Here is a 23,640-nt window from a genome sequence, read left to right as displayed (position 1 = left end):
AATAATTATTTGTTAAATAAAAAACATCTACTGATATTTTTATGCAATATCAATAGATGTTTTAAAACCAATCCTAAATAATTATTTTTAACTTACTAATTTAAAACAGCTTCCAAAGAAGGTCCAGCAGCGACTAAACGTTTTCCTTCTTCATTATCTGTGTATTGTTCGAAATTTTTAATGTAACGCTCTGATAAATCTTTTGCTTTACTTTCCCATTCCGCTACATCTTTGTAGGTGTCTCTTGGGTCAAGAATTCCTTCGCTAACATTGGTTAATGCAGTTGGGATAGTCAAATTCAAGAACGGAATTGTTGTAGTTTCGGCAGCATCGATTTCACTGTTGATAATAGCATCAATGATAGCTCTTGTGTTTTTAAGCGAAATTCTTTTTCCAGTACCGTTCCAACCTGTGTTTACCAAGTATGCTTTAGCTCCGTGTTCTTTCATTTTTCCAATTAATGTTTTAGAATACATTGTTGGGTGTAATGTTAAGAAAGCTTCACCAAATGCTGGTGAGAAAGAAGGTTCTGGAGCAGTAATTCCTCTTTCAGTTCCTGCTAATTTTGAAGTGTATCCGCATAAAAAGTGGTATTGAGCTTGATCTTCGTCTAAGATTGATACTGGAGGCAATACTCCAAAGGCATCAGCAGAAAGGTAGATGATTTTGCTTGCATGACCTGCTTTTGATGGCAATACAATTTTGTTAATATGATAAATTGGGTAAGAAACTCTAGAGTTTTCAGTGATTGAGTGATCGTAGTAATCAATTTCTCCGTACTCGTCAACGATAACATTTTCTAATAAAGCATCTCTCTTGATCGCTCTCCAGATGTCTGGTTCATTATCTTCTGATAAGTCAATTACTTTCGCATAACATCCACCTTCGTAATTAAATACTCCATTGTTGTCCCATCCGTGCTCATCATCACCAATCAAATATCTTTTTGGATCGGCAGATAATGTAGTTTTTCCTGTTCCAGATAGTCCGAAGAATACAGCAACATCGCCTTTTTCACCTACGTTTGCAGAACAGTGCATTGAAGCCATTCCTTTAAGCGGTAAGTAGTAGTTCATCATTGCGAACATCCCTTTTTTCATTTCTCCACCGTACCAAGTTCCTCCAATAATTTGAATTTTTTCAGTAAGATTGAACATTACAAAGTTTTCAGAATTTAATCCTTGTTCTTTCCAATTTGGATTTACAGTTTTTGAACCGTTCATTACGATAAAATCAGGTTGTCCAAAATTTTCCAATTCGTATATTGATGGTCTAATAAACATATTAGTAACAAAATGTGCTTGCCAAGCCACTTCCATAACAAAACGAACTTTTAATCTTGTATCTTCATTTGTTCCGCAAAATGCATCAACTACATATAATTTTGGAGAAGTAGAAAGTTGTTTTAGAACAAGCCCTTTTAAATCTTCATAAATTGATTGAGTTGTTGGAAAATTTACTTTATCGTCCCAATATATAGTGTCTCTTGATGTTGCGTCTTTAACAATGTATCTGTCTTTAGGAGAACGTCCTGTAAAAACTCCTGTTTTTACAGCTACAGCACCAGTGTCAGTTAAAGCTCCTTTTTCGTATCCTTTTCTTTTATTAGAAACTTCAGCTTTAAATAATTCTTCATAAGAAGGGTTGTAAACAACTTCATGGTAACCTGTAATTCCTAAATTGTGTAATTCCTGAATGATTTTGATGTTTTTCATGGTCTTTTGTATTTATATAATTCTTAGTTTTAATTTCTACTCAAAGATACTTTAGCTATTGAAGATAAAAGCTGACATTTATCATGTTCAAAGAAAAATATACGCAAACGTTTTCGTATTTTACGGGGGGTACAGAGGGTTTTGATTTATTCTTTATATTTAAATTAATGAGTTTATTATTATGAAAATTTTTATTAAATGATTTTTATCATATAAAATTAGTAAATTTATTGATTCATTTACATCATTATTCACCAATAATCTTATATAATTATGTTTGAATGGTTAAGATTTTTGTTTACTCCGACAGATGAGCCGGAGATGACACAGTCATTGATAGTTTTATTTATGGCTATTAGCGTTGGTTTCTTTGCAGGTAGACTTAAAATAGGGAATGTTTCTTTAGGTGTTTCTGCTGTAATGTTTGTAGGTCTCTTTTTGGGACATTTGGGATTCACAATGAATTCTGAGTTAATACAATTTGTTAGAGAGTTTGGTTTAATTCTTTTTGTATATGGTATAGGTATTCAAGTTGGACCAACATTTTTTTCGTCTTTCAAAAAAGAAGGATTGGTTTTTAATGCTTTGGGCGTTGGAACTGTGTTCTTAGGAGGAATTATTACTTATTTAATTCACTTACTTGCTAATGTGAAAATTGAAAATGCAGTTGGATTAATGTCTGGTTCTGTTACCAATACTCCTGGTTTAGGAGCTGCAAAATCAACCCTTATTGAAATTCAAAAACAATTGAATCTTCCAGTTGATCACTTTTCTGACCCTGCTATTGCTTATGCTATAACTTATCCAATTGGAGTTTTTGGAATAATCATTCTTATAATTTTGTCAAAAAGCTTTTTAAAAATTGATTTAAAGAAAGAAGTGACTTTGCTTAAAGAAAAAAACAAAGACCATGAAAATGTAATTGTTCGTCAAAAATGCAGAGTAACAAAATCGGAAGTTATTGGTAAAACTATCAAGCAAGTATTCAAAGAATTCAAAATAGAAAATGTAATTATTTCTAGACAAAAACAAAGTGGTACAAAAGTAGTTTATGCTCCCTCTTTGGATTCTGTCATTAAAGATAAAGATGTTTTAATGGTTGTTGCAAAACAAAAAGACATTGATTCCTTTGTTAAAATCGTCGGAAAAGTTTCTACGGATTTATTTATTGAATCTGAAGATGATGTAACTACAAGAATCGTTAGTGTAACTCACAAAACCGCCATTCATAAAACATTAGCAGAGTTGGATTTATACAATCAATATGATGTAAAAGTAACTCGTGTAATCCGATCTGGTTTAGAAATTTTAGCACAGCCTTCTTTGGAATTGTTTTATGGAGATACTTTAATGGTGGTTGGAGATAGACAAGCCATTCTTGAAGTAGAAAAAGTTATTGGAAATTCAAAAAAATTATTATTAGAACCTGATTTTCTTTCCCTTTTTGGCGGATTAATTTTTGGTGTTATTATTGGTTCAATTCCTATTATGATTCCTTCTTTGCCAGTGCCACTAAAATTAGGTTTGGCTGCAGGACCGCTATTAGCAGCTTTATTCATTAGTAGATATGGCGGTGTTGGGGCAATTCACTCTTACATCAATAATGGAGCGATTCATTTTATGAAAGACTTCGGAATTTGTTTGTTCTTTGCTGCAGTGGGTATTAAAGCGGGACATGGTTTCTATGATAATTTTATTTCAAATAATGGTTGGATGTGGATTTATTATGGTTGTTATATCACTTTTATTCCATTAACAGTTTTGGTGTTGATTAGTAGATTTGTATTCAAGCTTAATTTTTATCAAATGGTTGGTATTATGAGTGGTTCTTATACAGATCCTGCAGCTTTGGCTTTTAGTACTAAATATTTGGATTCTGATATCCCTAATCAATCGTATGCTACGGTTTATCCTTTGGTTACCATTAGTAGAATTCTGGTTGCACAATTGCTTATTTTGCTCTTTGCGAGTTGATGTTGTATCTGTTTATTTCAATCAAAAGAGGCTGTCTAAAATTTAGACAGCCTCTTTTTTTATGGATTTTGCCAAGGTTTTAAACTTTGACAAAGATAAAATTCCAATAAATATTGTTATGAAAACGGGATTGCGAGAGGGATAGACGCTGGCTACCGAAGTAGCGCAAATAGCCCGACCGTATTAGGGTAAGGGGGCAAATGAGCGGTATGAGAAGTAGCCCCCTTGCCCTAATGGGGTCTAGCCCTAATGCTTTTTATCAATACTCCAAAAGCGCTTTCAATTCCCTTTCAAATCGGCCTTTCGGCAAATATTGATCTTCCAGTGCTTTTGTAAACGGAATCGGAGAATCCAAACTCGCCACACGTTTTACAGGTGCATCCAAGAATTCAAAGCAATTTTCCATAATCAATGCCGAAATGTCGCTAGCAATACCGCCAAACATTGAATCTTCCTGATAGATTATAACTCTTCCCGTTTTTTTAACCGATGTAAAAATAGCTTCGATATCCAGAGGTTGAAGTGTTCTTAAATCCAATACATCTGCTTTTATATCCCGGTTTTTGTCTAAAGTTTCCAAAGCCCAGTGTACTGTAGTACCAAAAGAAATAATAGTGACATCATTTCCTTCTTTGAGTAAAGCTGCTTTCCCCAATGGAATGGTATAATAGTTTGTTGGGACATCCTGCGACAAACTCCTGTACAATTGTTTGTGTTCAAAAAATAGAACAGGATTTGGGTCATTGATAGATGCATTCAGCAACCCTTTTACATCATACGGAAAGGCTGGATAAACGACTTTCAAACCCGGTGTTTTGGTAAACCAGGCCTCATTGGTTTGCGAATGAAAAGGACCTGCTTGAGTGCCGCCACCGCAAGGCATCCTGACCACAACATCGGCTTTCTCCAGCCAACGGTAATGTGACTTTGCCAATAAATTCACAATTGGGTTGAATCCTGTCGAAACAAAATCGGCAAATTGCATTTCGACAATCGCTTTGTAACCGTTAATAGACAATCCCATGGCCGTTGAAACGACAGCGCTTTCGCAAATGGGTGTATTCCGAACACGATCTTTACCAAATTGAGATACAAATCCATCAGTGATTTTAAAAGCACCTCCGTATTCAGCTATATCTTGTCCCATAATAACTGAGTTCTCATGCCTTTCCATAGATTGACGCAAACTACTCGAAATGGCATCTATAAAACGGATGTTTTCTGTTTCCGAATTCGGTTGAAATTCTTCATGAGTATAATGCTGATAAACATCGTTTAATTCTCCTTCATAAGTAGGTGTGATTTCGGATTCTGCATTGGCCATAGCCCAGCTTTCATCAATATCTTTTTTTATTTCTGAATGTAAAAAATCATCATATTCCTTGGTAAGAATATTATTTTGAAGCAAATAGTTTCTGTAATTGTCCACAGGATCTTTAACAGCCCATAAATCCATTAATTCCTGCGGAACATATTTGGTACCACTAGCCTCTTCATGTCCTCGCATTCGGAAGGTTTTGAACTCCAATAAAATGGGGCGTGGATTTTCGGACATTGAAGTTTTTAACTCGGTAATTAGATTATAAACTTCTAAAATATTATTCCCATCTACAATATAACTCTCGATTCCGTATCCTATTCCTTTGTCGGCTAGGTTTTCGCAACGGTATTGTTCATTGGTTGGAGTTGATAAGCCGTATCCGTTATTTTCGATTACAAACAGAACGGGCAAATCCCATACTGCTGCTATATTCAAAGCTTCATGAAAATCTCCTTCGCTGGTTGCCCCTTCGCCAGTAAAAACGGCTGTTACTTTTCCGTTTTTCTTAAGTTTATTGGCTAATGCTATTCCGTCTGCAACACCCAGTTGAGGTCCCAGATGCGAAATCATTCCGATAATTTTATATTCTTGTGTTCCAAAGTGAAAACTTCGGTCTCTTCCTTTGGTAAAACCATTGGCTTTGCCTTGCCATTGCGAAAATAATCGAGATAAAGGAATATCTCTTCCTGTAAATACTCCTAAGTTGCGGTGCATAGGTAATATGTATTCGTCATTGTCTAGTGCTGCGGTAATTCCAACAGAAATTGCTTCTTGTCCAATGCCCGAAAACCATTTGGACACTTTTCCCTGACGAATGAGAATTAACATTTTTTTCTCAACAAGTCTTGGTTTTAAAATTCTTTTGTATAAATCTAATAAAGTATCGTTGGATAGGTTTTTTTGGTCAAAATTCATTTTTGGTCTATTTATTGGTGCTTTTCAAAGATAGAAAAATATAACAGGATTGATGTTAATTGTTATAATAATTTAAATTATACCTAATTTTTGAAATGACTTATCTGTTTTATTCTTTATATTTGTAGTTACGAAGTTTAAGACTTCTAAAGTATTAAATACAGACATAATATGCAAAACATTCCTAGTGTTGACTTGCGTGATTTCCTTTCGGACGACCCGAAACGTAAACAAAAATTTGTAAATGAAATCGGAAGTGCATTCGAAGATATTGGCTTCGTAGCGCTCAAAGGGCATTTTTTAAACGATCAATTAGTTGATGAGTTGTATGGTGAAATTCGAAATTTCTTTTCTTTACCATTAGACACCAAACACAGCTATGAAATTCCAGGAATTGGAGGACAAAGAGGTTATGTTTCTTTTGGAAAAGAACATGCCAAAGGCCGAAAAGAAGGGGATTTAAAAGAGTTTTGGCATTTTGGTCAATATGTGGATGAAGATTCCAAATACGCTTCAGAATATCCAGATAATGTTGAAGTAAAAGAATTACCCCGTTTTAATATTGTAGGTAAAGAAGCCTATCAAATGCTTGAAAAAACAGGAGTTTATGTATTGCGAGCCTTGGCTTTGCACCTTGGATTGGATGAATTCTATTTTGACGAATATGCCAAAGATGGAAATTCAATCCTAAGGCCTATTCACTACCCTCCTATTACATCAGAGCCAGAGAATGCAATTCGTGCTGCAGCTCATGGTGACATCAACCTGATTACTTTGTTGATGGGTGCTCAAGGCAAAGGATTGCAAGTTCAAAATCATAATGGTGATTGGATTGATGCCATTGCAGAACCGGATGAATTGGTCATTAATGTAGGTGATATGTTGTCACGTCATACCAATAACAAACTAAAATCTACAATTCATCAGGTGGTAAACCCGCCTAGAGAATTATGGGGAACTTCACGTTATTCTATTCCGTTTTTTATGCATCCCGTAAGTGACATGAAATTAAATTGTTTAGAAAATTGTATTGATGCTGAAAATCCAAAAAAATTCGAGGATATTACTGCAGGAGACTATTTATACGAACGTTTAGTTGACTTAGGACTAATTGCCCCTCTGCCCCCGAAGGGAGAGTAAATGAGAAACAAATTTCATTCCAAATTCCAATGTATTACAATTGGGATTTGGGATTTGTTTTTAAAATTTGAGATTTTTTTTTAGAATTAAAAATATATGGATTTACAAGACCAATTAAAAAATCTTTTTCCGGATCATGAAATAGCTCCTGAGGAGGAAATTGAAAAAGAAGCGCATGAATTATACGTTCAAAAAGAACCTATGATTTGCAAATTCGAAAAAAGAAAAGGTAAAGCAACTACTATCATCGAAGGGTACGAAGGAACCGATGAAGATTTTAAAATCCTAGCCAAAGAAATTAAAACCAAACTGAGTGTTGGCGGTACTTTCAAAGATGATTCCATTATTATTCAAGGCGATTATCGCGATAAAATAATGATCATTTTAAAAGAAAAAGGCTTTAAAGTAAAACGTGTTGGAGGGTAAAGCGAAGGGTTTAATATGATTTAAAAATGGTTTAAAAGTTTAAATCTGTTTTTATGTCTTAAACCACCCTAACCGTTAAACTATATTAAACATTTAAACTCTTAAACTTTTTTTAAAATGGCTATACAACAATCCGAATTAATACTCAATCCTGATGGGAGTGTGTATCATCTTAATTTAAAACCAGAACACATTGCCCACGATATTATTTTTGTAGGGGATCAAGATAGAGTGTCAAAAATCACCAAACACTTCGATTCCATTGAATTTACTACCCAAAAAAGAGAATTCAAAACTCAAACAGGAACTTATAAAGGCAAACGATTAACGGTGATGTCCACCGGAATTGGTCCTGATAATATAGATATTGTCATCAATGAACTGGATGCACTTGTTAATATTGACTTAGAAACCAGGAAACCAAAAGAAAAACTAACGTCACTAAATATTATCCGAATAGGAACATCAGGTTCTTTGCACGCTGATATTCCTGTGGATAGTTTTGTGATGTCTCAATTTGGATTGGGACTAGACAATATGCTCCGCTCTTATTTGATTGATGCTGTTTCTAATGACGATATGGAAAATGCATTTATTCAACACACCAATTGGGATTTACGAAAAGGAAAACCTATAGTTGTTCCTTGTTCTTCTGTATTGGAAAAAAGAATAGAAAGCGACAAAATGCACAAAGGAATCACGGCTACAGCAGGTGGTTTTTACGGTCCACAAGGTCGAGTTTTGCGTTTGAATATACAGGATTCAAGTTTAAATTCTAAAATGGATAATTTCCTTTTTGAAGGAACCAGAATCACCAATCTTGAGATGGAAACATCTGCTATTTATGGGCTTTCGGCACTTTTAGGGCATCAGGCGCTGTCACTGAACGCCATTATTGCCAACCGTGCCAATGGAACTTTCAGTGGTGATCCATACAAAGCAGTGGATGAGTTGATTGTATATACGCTAGAAAAATTAGCAGAAAATTTATTTACTATATGAAATTAAGAATAGCAAGACATACCCATAATATAGTCAAATTAGAGAATTTCTATGTAAATATTCTAGGTTTTGAGCGTTTAGGAGGTTTTCAAAAGCACAATAATTATGATGGAGTTTTTATTGGTAAATCAGGCTTAGATTGGCATTTTGAATTTACTCAATCAGAAACAAAAGCGCAACATACTTGCGATGAAGACGATGTAATAGTGCTTTATCCCGCAACGATTTCAGAATTTGATTTGTTTATAAATAGACTTACTGATAATAATATTTCTTTCATTACTTCAAAAAATCCATTTTGGAATCACAACGGAAAAATGTTTCTTGATCCCGATGGTTTCAGAATTGTTGTTTCAGATTTAAAGGCAATATAAATGACTAAAAAAGTATTTTCGTCTTCAGATTCATTTACTCAACATATTCAAAATTTAGGAATTAATTCTTGGGAAGACTTATTGATTTACGTAAAAAACATACCCTACGGTCGAAATACCAATCGAGAAGATTTGTCATTAATTTTAAAAGAAAACAAAGGAACTTGCAGTTCTAAGCATGCTTTTTTAAAAGAAGTGGCAGATCAAAATAAAATTCCAAATATTAAACTCATTATTGGAATTTACAAAATGAACGAAATCAACACCAAAATTGGAACCATTCTCTCTGATAACAGCATTGATTTCATCCCAGAAGCCCATTGTTACTTAAAAATTGATGAAAATCGAATTGATTGTACAACTCCCAAATCGGATTTTGTTAAAATCGAAAAGGATATATTAGAAGAAATCGAAATAGAACCTTATCAAGTAGGAAAATTCAAAATCGAGTATCATCAAAATTTTATTAAAAATTGGTTACTCAACTCAAATAGCACAACCAATTTTGAACAATTGTGGGCTATTCGTGAGCAAAGTATCGCATTTTTATCTCAATAAATATGAAACAAAGTTCTTTTTTAAGTCCACTTTTTTAACTTCTTCATTCCTTTTTTTAAAACTATCTTTACTTTTTGAAAAATTCAACAATGAAAATAATACTTACGGGAGCTACAGGAGTTTTGGGATCGCATATTATGTATGATATTCTGGAACTTTTTATAAAAGACAACAAAAACGGGAAACTTTTTATAATTGCCAGAAACAAAGGAAAAGTCAGTGCATTAGATCGTATTAATGAACTTTTGACCAGCGATTATACTCCTTTACTTTTGCAAAAAAGTGGTTTAGTAAACCTACATCAATATATCGAAATTATTGATTCGGATTTAGCAAATCTCCAAGATACTTTTTCAGAAAAAATAAAAGGAGGGTACTTTATTCATTCTGCGGGTTACGTTAATTTATCTACGGACGAAAACCTAAAAGAAAAGATTTTTGATGAAAATGCTGAAATAACCAAATCCCTTTTTAAAACTTTTTCGCCTTTTATAAAGAAATTCATTTATATCGGCACCGCTTTTTCATCCGGAATCCGAGAAGGGTTGATTGATAATGATTTTCACAACCTCGATTTTACTCCCGAGCACCGCAATGCGTATGAGGATGCCAAATTCCATTCCGAAAATTTCATTGCACAGGAATGTAAAGCTTTGGAATTGCCTTTCCAGATTCTCAGACCAAGCGTGATAGGTGGTAAAATGTTAGGAACGGAAAGTCCTTATTTCATTCCGAAATACATGGTGTTTTATCTTTTGGCAAAGTTTTTCCACTTTACCTCACAACGAAAAGGCGAGCAAGAAAATGTTCGTTTTATTATAAATGAAGAAACTGGCTTGAACATTATTCCTGTTGATTATGTAGCCCGAGTGATTGTTAATACTTTTGAACGTGACGATATCGAACAGTTAAATATCGTAAATGATAAAAGTTTCAATATTGTAAAAGGACTTCAGTTGATTATGAAAGAGGTTGGATATACCAATTTTACTTTAATCAAAAATCCAATCGATTTCCAATACAGAAATACCATCGAAAAGTTGTATTATGAAAGTATAGGTAAGCATTTAAAACCTTATTTTATTACCAATCCCAACGAGTATGATACTACTTTGCTGAATTCAATTCTTGAAATCCCAAAATTGGACAGTGAGGCGTTTACCAATATGATTCGGTATGCCATTTTGAATGATTTTAAGGATATTAATGTGTGAAATGAGTTGCTGAGATTCTAAGTTTCTAAGCTCCTAAGACTCTTAAAGACTTACCATATATGTAGCTTAGCAACTTTGTAATAACTTAGTAACAAAAAAAAGCTTAGTGACTTAGAAACTTAGTATCTTAGTAACTTAAAAAAAAGCAATACAAGCCCCAACTTTTGGGTATTATGATACAACTTAACAAAGAGAATTTTTATCTGGTAAGGTCCAAGTTTCTTCCTAAAAAGGATTTAAAATCTGGTAGTCAGGAACCGCTTTTAGATTTTAGTTGGAAGAATATTTCATCATGGCGGTTTCAGTTGAAAAAACCTTGGGATAGTTTTGTTATCTTTTTTTTAAGTATTCTCATTACCATTCCAACATTTATAGTACTTCACCAAAATTTAATCGATCCGCATTGGTTTTTCAATCTGGATAGAATACTACTTTTTATCATCGTTCTAGCATTAATTCATTTCGCTTTGTACACATTGCGAACCATAATTATCGTGTGTTTGGCGCTCTATTTTTTGGTGCTTATTTATGGAAGTTTGTTTGGGAATTTTAGTTTTAATTCTGTTTTTGACGATTACAATTCGATGCTGTATACCATGAATAATAATCCATTTCCACAGGATATCATCATTGCCAAGTTACTGCCATTTCCCAACAAAGACGAAATCGTAAAAGCCATTGAATATGAAAACCCCAAAGTGCGAAATTTTGCCATCATGGCCACAACCAAGCATTTTAAGAACATTAGAGGCTATTCTGATTATAGAAATCTGATTCAGTGTTTTGCAGTTTTCAAAGAAATCAATAGCCGATGGAACTATGTAAATGATCCTAAAAATGGAGATTACATTGCCACCGCACGTGAATCGTTGCTCTTTTTTTCTGGTGATTGCGATGACCATTCCGTTTTAATGGCTGCCGCAATAAAATCCATTGGAGGTACACCAAGATTGATTCATACAAAAGGCCATATTTATCCTGAAATTTTAATCGGCAATATCAAAGATCTTGAAAAAGTAAATTACATTATCAAAAACGTTTTATTTGTCGATGAAAGCCAAAATAAGCAAATCAATTACCACATTGACGAGCGCAATCAAGTATGGTTGAATCTAGATTATACTGCAAAATATCCAGGAGGTCCCTTTCTATCCGAAGAAATCTTGGGAGCTTTAACATTGGAATAAGCTACAGAATTGCATCTAGAGTCTAATTTTTTATTGGAGCTTTTCCCGCTTTCCGTTTCAAGTCCTCATCTCGCTAGCAACATTTTTATACAGTTGCAAGAGCTTCCTTTGGTCGCTTTGCCCCTTCATAAAATGTAAGCAAGCGAGTCTCCGGGCTTTTCACTTCACTCGGGGCTAAGGCATTTGGTTATTCAATTTACTTTGTGTTCAACAAATAAAGTTGTCTTCCCAACTCAGCCAAAAACGGAAAGCCAACTTCATCATATTCATAGATATTATCGTTAAAAATTCCATCTTTATTCACCAATAATGTAGCCGAAACCATAAATTCAATATTTTTTTCAGAATCGACAATGTAAGCGCAATCGGTAAGCGTTCCATACGCATCACCTACTTTATTGTATATTTTAATTGAAGCCGGAATATTTTCTTTCGTATCTCCAAACATGAAAAATTTACAATAGCCATCATAATATTCTACAGGATCGTAACCTGCATTTTTGGGTAAGTTTTGCATCGAAAAGAGGATAAATTCCCTGTCTTTTTCAGTAATATAAAACCGTTCGCTTTCTTTGAAGTTATTTGGAAATACGATTCTTTTCAAAGTATTATGTAAGGTTTCAAGCGGATAGTAATTCTTATTCGAAAAGTCAAAAGGTTCTTTTACAAGTGTATCGTTTTCTAAATATCCATTTCCTTTTTTGGTTTTGTTTAATTGCAAAGGACTGTATTTTTGGGTAGTATAGGAAGGGAAATTTTGTGTGGTTTGATCATCTTTTGTTAATGTAATAGATTTAATGGTCTTACGGCCTGAATTTGGAGTTGATAACCGATGATTGACTCTGAATGGCTTTAATCCTTTCGATTCCATATTTTTGTTCAAATAATCAAAGCCTATAAACTCAAACAAATTATTACTCGCATCATTATCACTCACGGCAAAAATTTTAGAAATTTCCTCTACAAAATTTATGCTATTAGGATTCCCTTCTATCGTAAATTGACTGTTTGTTGAAGTATTCGGAATACTATTTAATTTTTCTAAAGCCATAACAGCAATAGGAAATTTAACCGTGCTGGCAGGATAGAAATAGTGGTCTTTGTTGAGGTTATAAGTATAATCTTTTAAGGTGATTTTATTATTTTTCCCTCGAATAATTTGAGTATAAATAATCTGAAGTTCAAATGCTTCAGGATGATCCATTACTTTTTTTATCTTTTCATTATCTGTCGCCAAAGCTTTTTTAAGCACATTTTGTGCATTACAAGTAACTGAAATTACACTGATAAATAGGAATGTAAATACTATTTTAAATTGATTTTTGATCATATAATCCATTGAATTGGTACTAAATTATTTTTCTCTAAATATAAATTTGCTTGACTAAAATGTTTATTTCCAAACCATTTCCCCTGATTGGCGCTCATTGGCGAAGGATGCCCGGATTCTAAAATCAAATGCTTTTCCCGATTGATCTTACCCCCTTTTTTTTGTGCAAAACTACCCCAAAGCATAAAAACTACATTCTCTTTTTCATCAGATATCTTATGTATTACAGCATCTGTAAACAAATTCCATTTTAGGTATTTATGACTATTGGGACTATCTTTTCTTACCGTTAAAGAAGCATTCAGAAGTAAAACACCTTGTTGGGCCCAACACTCTAGATTACCTGTTGTTGGCAAAAAAATAGAATCGAGATCTACAGTTAATTCTCTATAAATATTACGCAACGAAGGCGGAATTCGAACTGCATCATTTACCGAAAATGACAAACCATTGGCTTCTCCCTCTCCGTGATACGGATCTTGGCCAATAATAACCACTTTTACTTCTTCAAACGAACAAGAATTAAAAGCCGAAAAAATCAATTCTTTTGGAGGAAAACAAACCGAATTTTTATATTCTTCATTAACAAGATCCATCAATTCCAGGTAATAAGGTTTCTCTATTTCCTCAGATAATATAGTTTGCCAAGAAGGATTTAAGTTGATTTGCATATTAAAAGTTTATTTCACAAAGATACATGAAGATTCAAAAGAGATTAGAAAAATTGACAAACAAAAACATTAATGTTCTTAGTAAGTCGCTGTGGTTTATAATATGTCAATCTACGTGAAATAACCCTATGTTTCTTCCTTAAAATAGTCTTATTTTTGTAATGAAAAATTAAAGCATAATAATGATCTCCATTACCGAAAAAACGTTACAAGATTTACAATTTCCAACGGTTCTCGAAACGATTTCCGAAATTTGCAATACTGATATTGGAAAACAAAAGGCTCTTGAGATAATCCCTTTTAAAGACAAAGAAACCTTGATGAGTGCCTTAATGCAAACTTCGGAGTATGTTTCGTCTTTCCAAAATAACAATGCGATACCCAATCACGGTTTTGATGCAATTACTTATGAAATAAAATTCCTAGCTATAGAAGATAGTTTTCTTGAAGTAGGAGGATTTAGAAAAATTGCTACAATATCAGAAACTACTAATTTTTTATTGGCTTTTTTAAATAAATTCAATGATTATTACCCTTATTTGTGTACCAAAGGTTCTGGGATTCAACTTACCAAAGAAATTATCACCAAAGTAGATGTTGTTGTTGATAAATATGGTGAAATAAAAGATAACGCTTCACCAGAATTATTAAACATTCGCCGCAATATGAATTCAGTTCGTGGCAAAATGAACCAAAGTTTTGGAATGGCATTGTCTCAATATAATGGATTGGGTTATTTGGATGATATTAAAGAAAGTTTTGTTCAAAATCGCCGTGTTTTGGCCGTTTTAGCAATGTATAGGCGAAAAGTAAAAGGTTCTATTTTGGGAAGTTCCAAAACAGGAAGCATTGCTTATATAGAGCCCGAAGCTACATTGAATTATTCTCGAGAATTAAGTAATCTTGAATACGAAGAAAAAGAAGAAATCACTCGAATATTAAAGCAATTATCAAATGATATTCGGCCTTTTTTACCATTATTGATTCAATATCAAGATTTCTTGAGCGATATTGATGTGATTGCAGCCAAAGCAAAATATGCGAACAGAATAAATGGAATTTTACCAAAAATAACAGAAGACCGTCGTCTTTATTTTAGAGATGCCTTTCACCCTATTTTATATTTAAGCAACAAACAAAAAAAGGAAATTACCCATCCACAAACAATTGAACTGAGTCAGGAAAATAGAATAATTGTTATTTCAGGACCGAATGCAGGTGGAAAAACTATTTCGATGAAAACCGTTGGATTGTTGCAATTAATGTTACAATCGGGTATGTTAATTCCAGTTCATGAACGAAGCGAAACTTTTCTTTTTGATAGAATACTGACAGATATTGGAGATAATCAATCTATTGAAAATCATCTAAGTACTTATAGTTACCGTTTGAAGAACATGAACTATTTTTTGAAGAAGTGTAATAAGAAAACCATGTTCCTTATTGATGAATTCGGTACCGGTTCCGATCCTGAATTGGGTGGTGCTTTGGCCGAAATATTCTTGGAAGAGTTTTACCACCGTGAAGCTTTCGGATTGATCACAACGCATTATTCGAACCTAAAAATATTAGCAAACGAACTGCCTTGCGCTACGAATGCCAACATGCTTTTTGATGAAAAATCATTGGAACCAATGTACAAATTGGCATTGGGACAAGCGGGAAGTTCATTTACTTTTGAAGTCGCTTTAAAAAACGGAATTCCTTTTAGCTTAATCAACCGAGCCAAAAAGAAAATTGAAGTTGGGAAAGTTCGTTTTGACAAAACAATAGCCAACTTGCAAAAAGAGCGCTCCAAAATGGAAAAAACGTCTCAAACACTTAAAGAAGAAGAGACCAAAGCGCGTGAGGAAGGCAAGAAAATGGAAACTATCAATGTCAAAATCAAACAAAAACTGGAAAGCTATCAAGAATTGTACGACAGCAACCAGAAAACGATTTATATAGGTCAGAAAATTGAAGATATAGCCGAAAAATATTTCAATAATAAAAACAAAAAAGACCTAATTGGTGAGTTTTTAAAAATTATAGAAATAGAAAACTCAAAACGCATAAAGGCGACTCCCAAAGAAGTCAAAGCCATTATTGAAAAGAAAAAAGAAATCATTCAAGAGGTTACAGTCGTTGTGGAAGAAATCCGAAAGGAAAAGAAATTAAAGAAATTAAAGCCTGTAATTGTAAAACCGAATGTTATTTTAAAGGTGGGAGATCGCGTGCGTATGCTAGATGGAAAATCGGTTGGAAGTATTGATAAAATCGAAAAAAATAAAGCTGTTGTGAATTATGGCGTGTTTACTTCGAAAGTAAGTTTGGATGAATTGGAATTTGTTGAACACGGGAAGAAGTAATATTCCGTAACACAACTTTGTCAAAGTTTTGAACTTTGACAAAGTTTTTTAGAAACTTTAATAATGCAAAACCTCCCTCTCCATAAAAAAATAATACTCTTCGACGGTGTTTGCAATCTCTGTAATTCGGCGGTGCAATTTATTATCAAACACGACAAAAAAGATGACTTTCGATTCGTGGCATTGCAATCAAAATTGGGACAAGAAATCCTTACTTATATTGGAGTTGATTCCAAAAATATTGACAGTGTTATTCTGTACGAACCAGGTGTAGCTTATTACTACAAATCGGATGCTGCTTTGCAAATTGCCAAAAATTTAAATGGATTATTTTCGCTTGGAGTTATTTTTAAAATTATACCAACTGGAATCAGAAATCATTTATACGACAACATTGCCAGAAATAGATACAAATGGTATGGCAAAAAAGAAAGTTGCATGATACCGTCGCCAGAATTGAAAATAAAATTTTTAGAATAATAGTTTAACATGATAAATGTCATTTCTTAACACGTATTGATGTTATAAATTTGATTATTCTAAATAATTTATTTTTATGAAAAATCTATCACTTTATTCATGGGAAAACGGTGCATTTATAATGGTAATTGTTTTCGGTTTGGTAATTATTGGTTTAATTGGAACTGTGGTAATGATGATAAATTCTGGTAAAAAGAAATGATTAGTTTTTTTGTCTAAAAAAAAGAGGATGCCTTTCTGTGGACATCCTCTTTTACTTTTTATATAAAAAGACCGAATATTATCGAATCAATTTTCTGTATTTTAATCGTTTTGGAGTTAAATCACCACCCAAACGTTTCTTCTTATTTTCTTCGTAATCAGAGAATCCACCTTCAAAATAATACACTTCAGAATCCCCTTCGAAAGCTAGAATGTGCGTACAAATTCTATCCAAGAACCATCTGTCGTGCGAAATCACAACGGCACAACCTGCAAAATTTTCCAAACCTTCTTCTAGAGCACGAAGTGTGTTTACATCCAAATCATTCGTTGGCTCATCCAGTAACAATACATTTCCTTCTTCTTTCAAAGTCATAGCAAGGTGCAAACGGTTACGTTCTCCACCCGAAAGCATAGACACTTTCTTGTTTTGTTCTCCACCACCAAAGTTGAAACGGGATAAATAAGCTCTTGAATTCACTTGTTTTCCACCCATCATAATTAGTTCCTGTCCGTCGGCAAAATTTTCCCAAATGGATTTATCAGGATTGATATTCGAATGTGCTTGATCTACATAAGCAATTTTCACAGTATCACCAACCAAAAATTCACCACTATCTGTTTTTTGCTCTCCCATAATCATTTTGAAAATGGTTGATTTACCAGCACCATTTGGTCCAATAATCCCAACAATTCCAGCTTGAGGCAAAGTAAAGTTCAAATTATCGTACAATAATTTTTCGCCAAAAGCTTTGGCTACATTCTTGGCTTCGATAACATTGGTACCCAATCGTGGACCATTTGGAATATAAATTTCCAAGTTTTCGTCCAATTGTTTTTGGTCTTCATTCAAAAGTTTATCGTAGTTCTGCAAACGTGCTTTTTGTTTGGTTTGACGGCCTTTTGCACCTTGACGAACCCAGTCCAGTTCACGTTCCAATGTTTTTCTGCGTTTTGAGGCTACTTTTTCTTCCAATGCCATTCTACTTGATTTTTGATCCAACCAAGAAGAATAGTTTCCTTTCCATGGAATACCTTCTCCTCTATCCAATTCCAGAATCCAACCAGCAACATTATCCAAGAAATATCTATCGTGTGTTACAGCTATTACTGTTCCTTTATATTGTGCCAAATGTTGTTCCAACCAAAGTACACTTTCTGCATCCAAGTGATTCGTTGGTTCATCCAGCAGTAATACATCAGGTTGTTGCAACAACAAACGACATAAAGCTACACGACGACGTTCTCCACCTGAAAGGTTTTTGATAGGTGTATCTCCTTCTGGCGTACGCAAAGCATCCATCGCTATTTCTAGTTTGGTATCAATTTCCCAAGCACCAAGAGCATCAATTTTATCCTGCAAAGCAGCTTGACGATCCATTAACTTGTCCATCTTATCAGCATCTTCGTAGTTTTCCGGAAGACCAAATAAATCATTGATTTTATTGTATTCTTCTAGAACAGCCATAGTTTCTGCAACACCTTCACGAACAATTTCGATAACGGTTTTTGAATCATCAAGGATAGGTTCTTGTTCCAAATAACCTACTGTGTATCCCGGTTGAAAAACCACATCACCTTGATAATTTTTATCAACTCCTGCAATAATTTTCAATAATGAAGATTTCCCAGAACCATTTAGACCTAAAATACCAATTTTAGCTCCATAAAAGAAACTTAAATAGATGTTTTTAAGAACAGGTTTATCCGCTCCTTGATAGGTTTTACTCAATTTTTGCATCGAGAAAATTACTTTCTTATCGTCTGACATAGTATATGTTTTAATTTATTATGTAATTAATTATTGATTTTGAATACAAATTATACCCTTCCTTTAAGAGCATTAAATACCCAAGCATTAGCTAAAAATCCAAATCCTACAGCGGCAAATCCCCAGCCAGCTACATCATCATATCGAAAAGCACCTAATCCAATAAGTAATAATCCCATTAGTATCATTATTAAGGTTGCCCATCCTAAAATAGTGTTTTTATTCATTCCCATAATTGTGGTATTTGTTTTTTTGAAAGATGCAAATATCGGTATTTTTCAGCATACTTTTTGTTTAAAATAATTATTCCTGATACAAAATTATGGCGCTTTGACCCGGAATGATAATGCTTTGATTCTGAATGGTTTCTATTCCACCTAAATTAATGATTGAACCATTACAAATCATTGTCCAATTGCCAACTATATCTTGTTGTATTCCTTTTTCATCACCATTAAAATACACTCTAATATTCTTCCATTGGTCTCCATTTGCATTATTTTTCAAAGTATATCCAATTAAAAAAGGAGAATCAATGGTCAAGAACTCCAAATGTTCCTGAATCATTTTTTCGGTAGGCATTTTAAAAGCGGGATGATTTTTTCGTAATGTTATAAGATTTTTATAATAGTGAAACAGCTCAATATTTTCATGTTTTAAATTCCAATCTATTTTATTGATACTGTCAGCAGATTTATAAGAGTTCTCGACTCCCATTTTGGTGCGTTTCATTTCTACTCCCATGTGCAGAAAAGGAATACTTTGCGAAGTCAAAATGATAGTATTTGCCAGTTTATCCATTTGCACTAAATCAATTTCACTAGCCTCTGGATTTGCTTTTTTAAGTTTGTCATACAAAGTGTTGTTGTCATGGCAAGACACATAACCAATTACCTTTGAAGGGCTATCTGAGTATGGAAATTGTGCGTAACTGCGTTTGGTGTCGTATTTAATTTGTGGATGATTCGTTGATGCTACAATTCCAAATTGTATTACTTCTTTATAATTAGGATTTCCACTCACAAAGCCTTTCTCTTCAACATTTGACCAATGCCCTTTTACACCATCTCGAATATCATCTGAAAAAACGGCTATATCATTTAATTTTTTGACGTTGTTTTTTAAAGCCCTTTTCTCTATTGGCAATGGTGAATCCCCCGCTGTCCAACCTTCACCATATAAAAATAGGTTTGGATTTATTTTTTTTAATTCTCTAGATATACTATTCATCGTTTCAATATCGTGCACCGCCATTAGATCAAATCGAAATCCATCGATATGGTATTCTTTTACCCAATATTTTAGAGATTCCAACATAAATTGGCGTCCCATTATTCGATCTGAAGCAAATTCATTTCCGCAAGCAGTAGCATCCGAACGTTTTCCATTAGGCCAACTTCTATAATAATAACCTGGAACCAGTTCATCAAAAATAGCTGTTGAACTGGTATGATTGTAAACAACATCCATTATCAAGTAAATATTTACTTTATGCAAAGCCACAATCATTTGCTTGTATTCCTTGATGCGAACTAGCCCATCAAAAGGATTGGTTGAATACGATCCTTCCAACGCATTGTAATTTTGTGGATCATACCCCCAATTGTATTGATTTTTGTCTAATGTTGTTTCATCTACACTTTTATAATCAAATACTGGAAGTAAATGCAAATGTGTAATTCCTAATTCTTGCAAATGGTCTAATCCAGAGGATTCTCCCAATTCGTTTTTGGTGTTTTTCTCTGCAATACCTAAAAATTTTCCTTTGTTTATAATACCAGAAGTTGAATCAATAGAAAAATCTCTAACGTGCGCCTCATACAGCACAATATCCGAAGCCGATTTTAAAGCGGGTGCTTTGTCTGTTAACCAATTGGTTGGATTTGTTTTTTTTGTATCGTATATCAAACCCCGATTTCCGTTAACGCCTACCCCTTTTGCATAAGGATCGGGCATTGCTGCAGACCAATTCCCTTTATTTTTTACTTGTAGCGTATAATAAGTATTGTGATAATTACCTTTTAATACAATTTGCCAGACTCCAGTTATTTTGTCATAAAGTAAACTTTTAACCGCAATTGCATTACCTCCATTTCCATGTTTGTATAGGTTGATTCGTGCTTCTTCAACATTGGGGCTCCAAAGTTTTACAACTGTTTTATTTTCAGTAAAGGTCACTCCTAAATCATCTTTTAGATAAACTGGGTAATCATCAAAAGATTTATATTTCTTTGAGTTTGTTTTTGAAAGTTGTGCCATACTGAGGTTTGTTATAAAAAAAATAAAACAAAGTATATTGCTGATTTTTAAATTGATGTAAGGCATTATTTCTTTTTTTAGTTGAATATTTTGTATAGCATTTCACGCAATAAATCGGCTTGAGACAAACTATTAGCACCTACCCCTTTACTTTTGACATCGGTATCTCTTAGAGAAGCAACAATTTGACTTACTTTTTTCATTGGATAATTTTTGAGAGCCACATCATAATCCTTAAGAAAAAAAGGATTAACACCCAATACCGAGGCCACATTTTTAGGATTTTTATCTTTGAGACCGTGGTATTTCAGTAATTGAATAAAAAAACCAAAAACCAATCCCGTAGTCATAACGATTGGATTGTCTTTGGGATTTTGCGCAAAATTATCGGCAATTTTATACGCTTTCAGTTGGTTATTTTCACCTATTGCCTTTCGGAGTTCAAATACATTATAATCTTTACTAAATCCGATGTTTTCTTCAATATCTTTAGCAGAAATAGTACTTCCTGCAGGTAATATTATTTGAAGTTTTTCGAGTTCGTTGTTAATTTTACTCAAATCGGTTCCCAAAAACTCTACTAACATTGCCGATGCTTTAGGTTCGATGGTGTATTTTTTACCAGCAAGTACTCGTTTTATCCAATCACCAACTTGATTTTCATAGAGTTTTTTACTTTCATAAACAACTCCATTTTTGGCTAGAAGTTTGGTTACTTTTTTTCTTTTGTCCAACGTTTTATACTTATAACAAAACACCAAAACCGTTGATGGCATTGGGTTTTCTGCATAACTTTCAATTTTATCAATTGTTCTGGACAAATCCTGTGCTTCTTTGACAATCACCACTTGTCGATCTGACATCATTGGATAGCGTTTTGCTGTAGAAACCACATCTTCTATGGAAACATCTCTACCATACAATACGGTTTGATTAAACCCTTTTTCGTCTTCAGTTAAAATGTTTTTTTCAATATATTCGGATAGTTTGTCAATATAATAAGGCTCTTCTCCCATCAAAAAATAAATTGGTTTAATGCTACCTCCTTTTATATCATTAACAATCTTTACAACTTCATCCATTTTTAATTTTAGATTTCAAATTTTAGATTTTTGATTCAAAAACCTTAAAACTTATTTAATACTTTTGTGCAATGCAAAAACTCAATTTTCCTTCTTATTCTTTTCGATTCAAAAATAGCGAAAATAAAGTATCTATTTTTGATAGTATCCGGAAAAAATTCATCATTCTTACACCCGAAGAATGGGTTCGACAGCATATTGTTCAATATTTATTAGAAGAAAAAAAATATCCAAAGTCTCTTATAAACGTTGAAAAAGTACTACTGGTTAATGGTTTACGAAAACGATATGATGTTGTGGTTTTTAATTCTAATGGCTCCATTTTTATATTAATCGAATGCAAAGCACCAGAAGTTAAAATTGCTCAAGCGACTTTTGACCAAATTGCAAGATATAACATGACTTTGGAAGCTGAGTTTTTGATGGTTACCAATGGACTAAATCATTATTTTTGTCAAATGGATTTTGAAAATGAAAAATATGAATTTTTGAGAGAACTGCCCAACTATCAGACAATTTAGACAACTTAGACATCTTAGACAATTTAGAATTTTAGATTTTTAGACTTCAAAAAATCTGAGATAATTAAAAGTCTACTATACTATTTTTCTAAAAATCTAATAATCTAACAATCTAAGAGTCTAAAAATCTAAGAAGTCTAAAAATCTAAAATCTAAAATGAAAATAGCCGTAGTCATACTGAATTGGAATGGAGTACAACTTTTAGAACAGTTTTTGCCTTCAGTAGTTAAATATTCTCCTGAAGCAACGGTTTATGTTGCAGATAATGCTTCGACAGATGAATCAATTGCGTTTATAAAAAACAATTACCCAACAATTAGAATAGTACAAAACAAAACCAATCAAGGATTTGCTGGTGGTTATAATGAATCTTTGCAACATGTTGATGCTGATTTTTTTGCACTAGTAAATTCGGATATTGAAGTAACAGAAAATTGGTTAAAACCGATTTTGCAAACATTTGAATCTGAACCCGAAACAGCTATAATACAACCAAAAATTCTGGATTATAAACGAAAAGACTATTTTGAATACGCTGGAGCTGGTGGCGGTTTCATTGATCAGTTTGGGTATCCTTTTTGCCGTGGTCGCATTTTTGATACTTTAGAAAAAGACAGAGGTCAGTTCAACGATAAGAAGGAAATTTTCTGGGCTTCTGGTGCTTGCTTTTTTATTCGATCAGCTGTTTACAAAGAGTTAAATGGTTTTGATCAAGATTTTTTTGCACATCAAGAAGAAATTGATTTGTGTTGGAGAGCCATAAATAGAGGTTACAAAATCAAATACAATTCGGAGTCAATAGTATACCATGTAGGAGGAGCCACTTTGCAGCAAGCCAATCCTCAAAAAACATTTTTAAATTTTAGAAATTCTTTATTGATGTTAACCAAGAATTTACCGCAAAAAACACTCTTTCAAGTACTTATCATCCGAATGCTGTTGGATGGTATAGCAGGAATTAAATTCATTATTGGAGGTCAATTCATTCATTTTTGGGCTGTTATCCGTGCACATTTTTCTTTTTATAGGTTATTTTTAAGAAACTATAAAAAAAGAGAAAAAAAACAAATTGAAATATACTTTAAAACCAAAAGCATCGTTTATGAGTATTATGTTAAAAATGGCATAGTTTTTGCTGAAGTAATTTAAC

General features: G+C 33.3%; 21 protein-coding genes. 13 read left to right on the top strand and 8 right to left on the bottom strand.

What is annotated here, in order from left to right; genetic code table 11:
• Positions 1-95 precede the first annotated feature (95 nt).
• Positions 96-1,715 (bottom strand): phosphoenolpyruvate carboxykinase (ATP), encoded by a 1,620-nt coding sequence (gene pckA, locus AC8GF4_RS12925; protein ID WP_506595206.1) that lies wholly within the window; start codon positions 1,713-1,715, stop codon positions 96-98.
• Positions 1,716-1,988: 273 nt separating this feature from the next.
• On the opposite strand from pckA, the gene AC8GF4_RS12920 reads away from it, so the two are divergent.
• The gene (locus tag AC8GF4_RS12920; protein WP_506595204.1) at positions 1,989-3,689 is read left to right on the top strand and encodes a putative transporter; all 1,701 of its coding nucleotides are present in this window, start codon (positions 1,989-1,991) and stop codon (positions 3,687-3,689) included.
• Between the two features lie 259 nt (positions 3,690-3,948).
• On the opposite strand, the gene AC8GF4_RS12915 is transcribed toward AC8GF4_RS12920, so the two are convergent.
• Positions 3,949-5,925: an alpha-ketoacid dehydrogenase subunit alpha/beta gene (locus AC8GF4_RS12915; RefSeq protein WP_506595202.1), complete on the bottom strand. Its 1,977-nt coding sequence runs from the start codon at positions 5,923-5,925 to the stop codon at positions 3,949-3,951.
• A gap of 171 nt (positions 5,926-6,096) precedes the next feature.
• On the opposite strand from AC8GF4_RS12915, the gene AC8GF4_RS12910 reads away from it, so the two are divergent.
• The 7 genes from AC8GF4_RS12910 (at position 6,097) to AC8GF4_RS12880 (ending at position 11,826) form a co-directional block, all read left to right on the top strand.
• A complete protein-coding gene (locus AC8GF4_RS12910) occupies positions 6,097-7,065 on the top strand; it encodes an isopenicillin N synthase family dioxygenase (RefSeq protein ID WP_506595200.1) in 969 nt (322 codons plus the stop codon).
• A 96-nt stretch (positions 7,066-7,161) separates the two neighbouring features.
• A complete protein-coding gene (locus AC8GF4_RS12905) occupies positions 7,162-7,491 on the top strand; it encodes a translation initiation factor (protein WP_506595199.1) in 330 nt (109 codons plus the stop codon).
• 117 nt (positions 7,492-7,608) lie between these two features.
• Positions 7,609-8,493 (top strand): nucleoside phosphorylase, encoded by an 885-nt coding sequence (locus tag AC8GF4_RS12900; RefSeq protein ID WP_506595197.1) that lies wholly within the window; start codon positions 7,609-7,611, stop codon positions 8,491-8,493.
• Positions 8,490-8,867 (top strand): VOC family protein, encoded by a 378-nt coding sequence (locus AC8GF4_RS12895; protein WP_506595196.1) that lies wholly within the window; start codon positions 8,490-8,492, stop codon positions 8,865-8,867. The genes AC8GF4_RS12900 and AC8GF4_RS12895 overlap by 4 nt, the downstream gene beginning before the upstream one ends.
• Positions 8,868-9,425 (top strand): hypothetical protein, encoded by a 558-nt coding sequence (locus AC8GF4_RS12890; protein WP_506595195.1) that lies wholly within the window; start codon positions 8,868-8,870, stop codon positions 9,423-9,425.
• 89 nt (positions 9,426-9,514) lie between these two features.
• Positions 9,515-10,639 carry an SDR family oxidoreductase gene (locus AC8GF4_RS12885; RefSeq protein ID WP_506595194.1) on the top strand — a complete coding sequence of 375 codons (1,125 nt, stop codon included), beginning with the start codon at positions 9,515-9,517 and terminating at the stop codon, positions 10,637-10,639.
• A 173-nt stretch (positions 10,640-10,812) separates the two neighbouring features.
• A complete protein-coding gene (locus tag AC8GF4_RS12880) occupies positions 10,813-11,826 on the top strand; it encodes a transglutaminase (protein ID WP_506595193.1) in 1,014 nt (337 codons plus the stop codon).
• Between the two features lie 196 nt (positions 11,827-12,022).
• Here AC8GF4_RS12880 and AC8GF4_RS12875 read toward each other — a convergent pair whose 3' ends face one another.
• Together AC8GF4_RS12875 and ung are read right to left on the bottom strand one after the other, a co-directional pair.
• Positions 12,023-13,156: a serine hydrolase gene (locus AC8GF4_RS12875; protein ID WP_506595191.1), complete on the bottom strand. Its 1,134-nt coding sequence runs from the start codon at positions 13,154-13,156 to the stop codon at positions 12,023-12,025.
• Positions 13,153-13,827, bottom strand: a complete 675-nt coding sequence (gene ung, locus AC8GF4_RS12870) for a uracil-DNA glycosylase (RefSeq protein WP_506595190.1) — start codon at positions 13,825-13,827, stop codon at positions 13,153-13,155. The genes AC8GF4_RS12875 and ung overlap by 4 nt, the downstream gene beginning before the upstream one ends.
• A 182-nt stretch (positions 13,828-14,009) precedes the next feature.
• Here ung and AC8GF4_RS12865 point away from each other — a divergent pair, with 182 nt between their 5' ends.
• The 3 genes from AC8GF4_RS12865 (at position 14,010) to AC8GF4_RS12855 (ending at position 16,857) form a co-directional block, all read left to right on the top strand.
• Complete coding sequence (locus AC8GF4_RS12865; protein WP_506595189.1) at positions 14,010-16,175, top strand: endonuclease MutS2; 2,166 nt, start codon at positions 14,010-14,012, stop codon at positions 16,173-16,175.
• A gap of 63 nt (positions 16,176-16,238) precedes the next feature.
• Positions 16,239-16,655 (top strand): thiol-disulfide oxidoreductase DCC family protein, encoded by a 417-nt coding sequence (locus AC8GF4_RS12860; RefSeq protein ID WP_506595187.1) that lies wholly within the window; start codon positions 16,239-16,241, stop codon positions 16,653-16,655.
• A 76-nt stretch (positions 16,656-16,731) separates the two neighbouring features.
• Positions 16,732-16,857 (top strand): hypothetical protein, encoded by a 126-nt coding sequence (locus tag AC8GF4_RS12855; RefSeq protein WP_506595186.1) that lies wholly within the window; start codon positions 16,732-16,734, stop codon positions 16,855-16,857.
• 78 nt (positions 16,858-16,935) lie between these two features.
• Here the strand turns inward: AC8GF4_RS12855 and ettA are convergent, their stop codons facing one another.
• The 4 genes from ettA to holA form a co-directional block, all read right to left on the bottom strand.
• Positions 16,936-18,627 carry an energy-dependent translational throttle protein EttA gene (gene ettA, locus AC8GF4_RS12850; protein ID WP_506595185.1) on the bottom strand — a complete coding sequence of 564 codons (1,692 nt, stop codon included), beginning with the start codon at positions 18,625-18,627 and terminating at the stop codon, positions 16,936-16,938.
• 50 nt (positions 18,628-18,677) lie between these two features.
• Positions 18,678-18,860, bottom strand: coding sequence for a CAL67264 family membrane protein (locus AC8GF4_RS12845; RefSeq protein WP_506595184.1), 183 nt, complete (start codon positions 18,858-18,860; stop codon positions 18,678-18,680).
• Between the two features lie 70 nt (positions 18,861-18,930).
• Entirely contained in the window at positions 18,931-20,886 is a 1,956-nt protein-coding gene (pulA, locus tag AC8GF4_RS12840) for a type I pullulanase (RefSeq protein ID WP_506595182.1), read from the bottom strand.
• 77 nt (positions 20,887-20,963) lie between these two features.
• A complete protein-coding gene (gene holA / locus AC8GF4_RS12835; protein WP_506595180.1) occupies positions 20,964-21,968 on the bottom strand; it encodes a DNA polymerase III subunit delta in 1,005 nt (334 codons plus the stop codon).
• Positions 21,969-22,039: 71 nt separating this feature from the next.
• Between holA and AC8GF4_RS12830 the strand changes: the two genes are divergently transcribed.
• Together AC8GF4_RS12830 and AC8GF4_RS12825 are read left to right on the top strand one after the other, a co-directional pair.
• Positions 22,040-22,489 (top strand): type I restriction enzyme HsdR N-terminal domain-containing protein, encoded by a 450-nt coding sequence (locus AC8GF4_RS12830; protein WP_506595179.1) that lies wholly within the window; start codon positions 22,040-22,042, stop codon positions 22,487-22,489.
• Between the two features lie 157 nt (positions 22,490-22,646).
• Entirely contained in the window at positions 22,647-23,639 is a 993-nt protein-coding gene (locus tag AC8GF4_RS12825) for a glycosyltransferase family 2 protein (RefSeq protein ID WP_506595178.1), read from the top strand.
• The last annotated feature ends 1 nt before the right edge of the window (position 23,640 follow it).

The organism is Flavobacterium rarum (SeqCode), from assembly GCF_965234445.1.
GTDB lineage: Bacteria > Bacteroidota > Bacteroidia > Flavobacteriales > Flavobacteriaceae > Flavobacterium > Flavobacterium rarum.
Note: the sequence above shows the minus strand (reverse complement) of the source record. Positions and strands in the feature narration are given on the sequence as shown.

Coding starts and splice junctions, on each gene's coding strand:
- pckA (WP_506595206.1), bottom strand. CDS start 1,715: ATGAAAAACATCAAAATCATTCAGGAATTACACAATTTAGGAATTACA.
- AC8GF4_RS12920 (WP_506595204.1), top strand. CDS start 1,989: ATGTTTGAATGGTTAAGATTTTTGTTTACTCCGACAGATGAGCCGGAG.
- AC8GF4_RS12915 (WP_506595202.1), bottom strand. CDS start 5,925: ATGAATTTTGACCAAAAAAACCTATCCAACGATACTTTATTAGATTTA.
- AC8GF4_RS12910 (WP_506595200.1), top strand. CDS start 6,097: ATGCAAAACATTCCTAGTGTTGACTTGCGTGATTTCCTTTCGGACGAC.
- AC8GF4_RS12905 (WP_506595199.1), top strand. CDS start 7,162: ATGGATTTACAAGACCAATTAAAAAATCTTTTTCCGGATCATGAAATA.
- AC8GF4_RS12900 (WP_506595197.1), top strand. CDS start 7,609: ATGGCTATACAACAATCCGAATTAATACTCAATCCTGATGGGAGTGTG.
- AC8GF4_RS12895 (WP_506595196.1), top strand. CDS start 8,490: ATGAAATTAAGAATAGCAAGACATACCCATAATATAGTCAAATTAGAG.
- AC8GF4_RS12890 (WP_506595195.1), top strand. CDS start 8,868: ATGACTAAAAAAGTATTTTCGTCTTCAGATTCATTTACTCAACATATT.
- AC8GF4_RS12885 (WP_506595194.1), top strand. CDS start 9,515: ATGAAAATAATACTTACGGGAGCTACAGGAGTTTTGGGATCGCATATT.
- AC8GF4_RS12880 (WP_506595193.1), top strand. CDS start 10,813: ATGATACAACTTAACAAAGAGAATTTTTATCTGGTAAGGTCCAAGTTT.
- AC8GF4_RS12875 (WP_506595191.1), bottom strand. CDS start 13,156: ATGATCAAAAATCAATTTAAAATAGTATTTACATTCCTATTTATCAGT.
- ung (WP_506595190.1), bottom strand. CDS start 13,827: ATGCAAATCAACTTAAATCCTTCTTGGCAAACTATATTATCTGAGGAA.
- AC8GF4_RS12865 (WP_506595189.1), top strand. CDS start 14,010: ATGATCTCCATTACCGAAAAAACGTTACAAGATTTACAATTTCCAACG.
- AC8GF4_RS12860 (WP_506595187.1), top strand. CDS start 16,239: ATGCAAAACCTCCCTCTCCATAAAAAAATAATACTCTTCGACGGTGTT.
- AC8GF4_RS12855 (WP_506595186.1), top strand. CDS start 16,732: ATGAAAAATCTATCACTTTATTCATGGGAAAACGGTGCATTTATAATG.
- ettA (WP_506595185.1), bottom strand. CDS start 18,627: ATGTCAGACGATAAGAAAGTAATTTTCTCGATGCAAAAATTGAGTAAA.
- AC8GF4_RS12845 (WP_506595184.1), bottom strand. CDS start 18,860: ATGGGAATGAATAAAAACACTATTTTAGGATGGGCAACCTTAATAATG.
- pulA (WP_506595182.1), bottom strand. CDS start 20,886: ATGGCACAACTTTCAAAAACAAACTCAAAGAAATATAAATCTTTTGAT.
- holA (WP_506595180.1), bottom strand. CDS start 21,968: ATGGATGAAGTTGTAAAGATTGTTAATGATATAAAAGGAGGTAGCATT.
- AC8GF4_RS12830 (WP_506595179.1), top strand. CDS start 22,040: ATGCAAAAACTCAATTTTCCTTCTTATTCTTTTCGATTCAAAAATAGC.
- AC8GF4_RS12825 (WP_506595178.1), top strand. CDS start 22,647: ATGAAAATAGCCGTAGTCATACTGAATTGGAATGGAGTACAACTTTTA.